Source organism: Polynucleobacter sp. 39-46-10 (genome assembly GCF_002282275.1).
Genome location: NZ_NCJB01000206.1, coordinates 1 through 4,269, shown reverse-complemented (window position 1 = coordinate 4,269; position 4,269 = coordinate 1). Strand labels below are relative to the sequence as shown.

The following is a 4,269-nucleotide window of genomic DNA, read 5'->3' as shown; positions in this document are numbered from 1 at the left end:
CTACTTTTGTAATTTGACCGGCGCCATTGCCACCAACTAGGGTGATATTTTTGCCCATCAACTCAAAGACAGGCTTTACCTTTGCAAAGGTGGATTCACTTGCACCCACCATGATAGTTAGGCTTGCTGCCTTTGCGCCTACTTGACCGCCTGAGACAGGAGCATCGACATATTCACAGCCCAAAGCATTAATACGTTTGGCAAACTCTTGGGTTGCTATTGGAGAAATCGAACTCATATCAACGACGATCTTGCCAGCTGTTAAGCCTTGGGCAATGCCGTGATCCCCAAAGAGAACTTTTTCCACATCAGGAGTATCTGGCACCATGGTGATGATGATGTCTGCTTTGCTGGCAACTTCTGCGGGGCTAGAGCAAGGGATTGCAGCGCTATTGGCTAACTCTTCCGGAATCTTGCTTCGGGTATTGATGAATACCTCGTGGCCAGCAGCCACTAAATGGCCCGCCATCGGAGCACCCATAATTCCCAAACCAACAAAACCTAGCTTTAACTTACTCATAATGTCATCCTTAGTTATTAATTATTTAACTTACTGATTTTCCGCTTTACTTCATTATTGATTCACTAATTTGTAATTGAGCTAGATCATTCCTGCTCATACCGACCCATCCATCCTAGACCTGCTTCAGTTGATTTGAGAGGTTTGTACTCGCAACCAATATAGCCGGTGTATCCAAGACGATCTAATAAGCCAAAGAGATAGTCGTAGTTGATTTCACCCGTACCGGGCTCATTGCGACCCGGATTGTCGGCCAACTGAATGTGGGCAATGCGACTAAAGTACTTTTGGATCGTATTTCCAAGCTCGCCTTCCATGCGCTGGGCATGATAGATGTCGTATTGTAAAAAAGCGTTATCTGCTCCAACGGCATCCAAAATGGCAATGCCCTGCTCTGTCTTTGACAAGTAAAAGCCTGGCATATCAAAGGTATTGATAGGCTCAATCAAAAGCTTTAAGCCGGCTTTCTTGAGCTCACCAGCGGCATATTGCAAATTATTGACAAAGGTATCGTGCAGCACCTTTGGATCAGATCCTGCTGGGACCTTACCAGCAAGGCAATTGAGCTGAGGTACACCGAGAATCGAGGCATATTCAATTGCTTTTGCAACACCAGAACGAAATTCAGCAACCCGATCAGGTAAGCAAGCAATTCCACGCTCTCCAGCATCCCAATCACCTGCAGGTAGGTTATGGAGTGCGAGCTTGAGGGCGTTGTGATCCAAAGCCAGCTTAATCGCTTGAGCATCAAAGGCGTAAGGAAATAGAAATTCAACAGCCTTAAATCCGCCGGTTTTGGCGAGCGCAAAACGCTCCATGAACGGCACTTCATTAAATAGCATTGTGAGGTTGGCGGCAAATCGGGGCATGAAGTTCCTTTAGCTTGAATCACTCTGAAAGGACTGATGTTATCAAAGAAGCCTATAAATTTCCTTGAGCACCTTAGGATGGCGCTTTAAGTGAAATTGAGGGTAAAAATACGCTAATATCACTGTAGAAATACACATTATTAAGGAAAGATATGAAGATCAAATTCGCCCCAAGTACCCTGCTAGCCGCTGCTCTTTTGGCGGGCCCAGCACTCACGATGGCTCAAGCCCCAAGTGCACCAAATGCAGTTGTAGTTGATGCAGCCATAACTGACAATATTTATCAGTTATATGAGGGTACTGTTACTAAGATTGACAAGAAGACTCGTACAATTTTCTTTAAAAATAATGAAGGTGAATCAAAGTTCGTTGCCGGCCCTGAGATTAAAAACTTTGACCAGATCAAAAAAGGTGATCGCCTGAATGTTACCTATGAACTCGCTGTTGCAATTGAACTGATCAAGACTAAGAGTGACGGCATTCGTAGCAAAGTGGAAACCTCATCTGAGGTGACCTCGAAGCCAGGTGAAAAACCAACTCGCACGATTACTAACACCACCACCATCATTGCTGACATTATTGCCGTCGATCGCCCCAAGAAACTGGTTTCCGTTAAGGGCCCTAGTGGCAAAGTTACCGTGGTAACGGTAAAGAACCCGCAGTTGCTAGCCGACGTAAATGTTGGTGAGCAAGTTAAGGTAGTTTATTTTGATGCAATGGCTGCATCTATCACTACACCGAAAAAGAAGTAAGGTAAACAGTATTGAATAAAAGCAGGGATCTGATTTGAGCATTCGTATCTATTGGGTCCTTGCGCTTGTTGCCCTACTCTCGGCATGTGCTAGCACTACTCGCCCAGGAGCAGTAGGCATAAACAGATCACAATTCATGATGGCTTCAACAGAAGATGTAAATCGTCTTTCTGCTGTGAGTTATAGTGAGCAAAACCAAAAAGCAAAAGAAAAAAATATACTGGTCACCTCAGGACCTACCTACGATCGCTTGAAGCTGATTGCGAATAGACTGATTCCACAAACTGAGGTATTTAGGGATGACACCAGACAATGGGATTGGCAGTTAACTCTCATTAATGCCCCAACACTCAACGCTACTTGTGCGCCTGGCGGAAAGATTACCTTTTACACAGGCATCATTGAGCAGCTCAATCTAAATGATGATGAAATAGCTGCCATCATGGGCCATGAGATTGCTCATGCCTTAAGGGAGCACGGTAGAGAGCGTGTATCTCAAGCAGCAGCACAGAATGTATTAGTAAATATTGCAACGGCTCTAGCTGGTCCCTATGGCTCTGCAGTCAGCGCTGCTAATCAAGTGGCTCACTACGCAATCGTTTTACCCAACTCACGAGAAAACGAGTCCGAAGCAGATGCTATTGGATTAGAGCTTGCTGCAAGAGCAGGCTATAACCCCATGGGTGCAATTAGTGTTTGGCAAAAGATGCTAAAGGCGACGAAGGATAAAAACTCTCCAGAATTTTTATCCACCCATCCTTCTGGTGAAACCCGAATTGAGCAATTGACAGCTCTAATGCCTGCGGTTGAACCTATCTATAAAGCGGCACCAAAGCCACCTTCAAGCAATCAAAAAAAGATATAACACTTCAATGGTGTACATTTAAATGCGCTAGATCGGTTCTGTTCCTGCAAGTAGCGCAATATATCAAGGAGTAATGCTTGGAAAAACTAACAGCTCGGCAGCGTTATTTAATCGCTGCTATTGGCATGGCAGTACTCATGGCGGGCCCCTTTCTCACACTTGGCTTGTATGCCTGGTTTGAAGGGGTCGAAGAACACCGCACCATTTTTCTTCAGTACTTTCAGCAGCTTTTTCCTCTAGGAGTTGCACTCACCTTAGGTGCATTGATATCGGGTTTTGTTGTGCTCAATCGACTGTTTAATACCTATGTTAGTGGCATTGCTGCCACTTCTGAGCGTCTTAAAGTGATGCTCAGCAGCAATCGAGAGCTACGCCTCGATCTTCAAGGTCCACCAGAATTACGTGAAGTCATTCATGCCATGAATCGCTTGGCCGATCAACGGGATCATAAGATTGACGAGATTGAAGAAAAGATTAAGGAGCAGATTTCCATCTATCAATCGCTATGCGATAGATCTGCAGATGCCTCGCTTTTGGATAGACCATTGGCAAGCCTTATTTACACTGCGTTTGATACTGAAACAACGGGCTTACAACCAAGCCATGGTGATGAAATCATTCAAATTGGCGCACTTAAAGTTTCCAATGGAAACATTCATGCGAATGTAACCTTTGAGGCTCTCATTGACCCGAGGAGATCAATTTCCTCAGAGAGCATCAAGATTCATGGGATAAGCCAAGCAGAAGTGGAGGGAAAGCCCACGATTGATCAGGTGCTACCTATTTTTTATGAGTTTTGCGAGGGTAGCGTATTGCTCGGTCATAACGTTGCATTTGATATGCGGTTTTTGCAGTTAAAAGAACAATCAACCCACATTGTATTTAAGCAACCTGTTATTGATACCCTGTTACTTTCAGCAGTAGCCTACCCAAATCAGCCTCTTCACAGCCTAGAATCCAGTATGGCGCTCTTAGGCGTGCAAATTGAGCACCGTCACAATGCATGCTCTGATTCAGTCGCTACAGCGCAAGTATTTTTGAAACTAGTTCCTCTGTTAGAAGAGCGTGGGATTATTACTCTAGGCCAAGCGATTGAAGCTTCGAAGAAAACAACCTATGCAAGACTTTCTTACTAATAGGAATAGAAAATAACTAAGGGCCAAAGGCCCTTAGTTATTGTTATTGGCGGAGCGGACGGGACTCGAACCCGCGACCCTCGGCGTGACAGGCCGATATTCTAACCAACTGAACTACCGCTCCAAT

The 4,269-nt window shown here is 44.9% G+C and carries 5 protein-coding genes and 1 tRNA gene; 3 read left to right on the top strand and 3 right to left on the bottom strand.

The annotated features are described in order from the left end of the window. Both B7X71_RS12710 and hyi read right to left on the bottom strand, forming a co-directional pair. Positions 1-520, bottom strand: a 520-nt coding sequence (locus B7X71_RS12710; protein WP_293600925.1) for an NAD(P)-dependent oxidoreductase, incomplete at its 3' end; no start/stop codon positions are given. Positions 521-606: 86 nt separating this feature from the next. After that, the gene (hyi, locus tag B7X71_RS12705; RefSeq protein WP_215303661.1) at positions 607-1,389 is read right to left on the bottom strand and encodes a hydroxypyruvate isomerase; all 783 of its coding nucleotides are present in this window, start codon (positions 1,387-1,389) and stop codon (positions 607-609) included. A 152-nt stretch (positions 1,390-1,541) separates the two neighbouring features. On the opposite strand from hyi, the gene B7X71_RS12700 reads away from it, so the two are divergent. The 3 genes from B7X71_RS12700 (at position 1,542) to B7X71_RS12690 (ending at position 4,142) form a co-directional block, all read left to right on the top strand. Further along, the gene (locus B7X71_RS12700) at positions 1,542-2,141 is read left to right on the top strand and encodes a hypothetical protein (RefSeq protein ID WP_293600924.1); all 600 of its coding nucleotides are present in this window, start codon (positions 1,542-1,544) and stop codon (positions 2,139-2,141) included. A gap of 34 nt (positions 2,142-2,175) precedes the next feature. Next, on the top strand, positions 2,176-3,006 hold the full coding sequence (locus B7X71_RS12695) for a M48 family metallopeptidase (protein WP_293600923.1): 831 nt from the start codon (positions 2,176-2,178) through the stop codon (positions 3,004-3,006). A 77-nt stretch (positions 3,007-3,083) separates the two neighbouring features. Beyond that, positions 3,084-4,142 carry a 3'-5' exonuclease gene (locus tag B7X71_RS12690; protein ID WP_293600922.1) on the top strand — a complete coding sequence of 353 codons (1,059 nt, stop codon included), beginning with the start codon at positions 3,084-3,086 and terminating at the stop codon, positions 4,140-4,142. A gap of 47 nt (positions 4,143-4,189) precedes the next feature. On the opposite strand, the gene B7X71_RS12685 is transcribed toward B7X71_RS12690, so the two are convergent. Further along, a tRNA-Asp gene (locus tag B7X71_RS12685) sits at positions 4,190-4,266 on the bottom strand. Between the last annotated feature and the right edge of the window lie 3 nt (positions 4,267-4,269).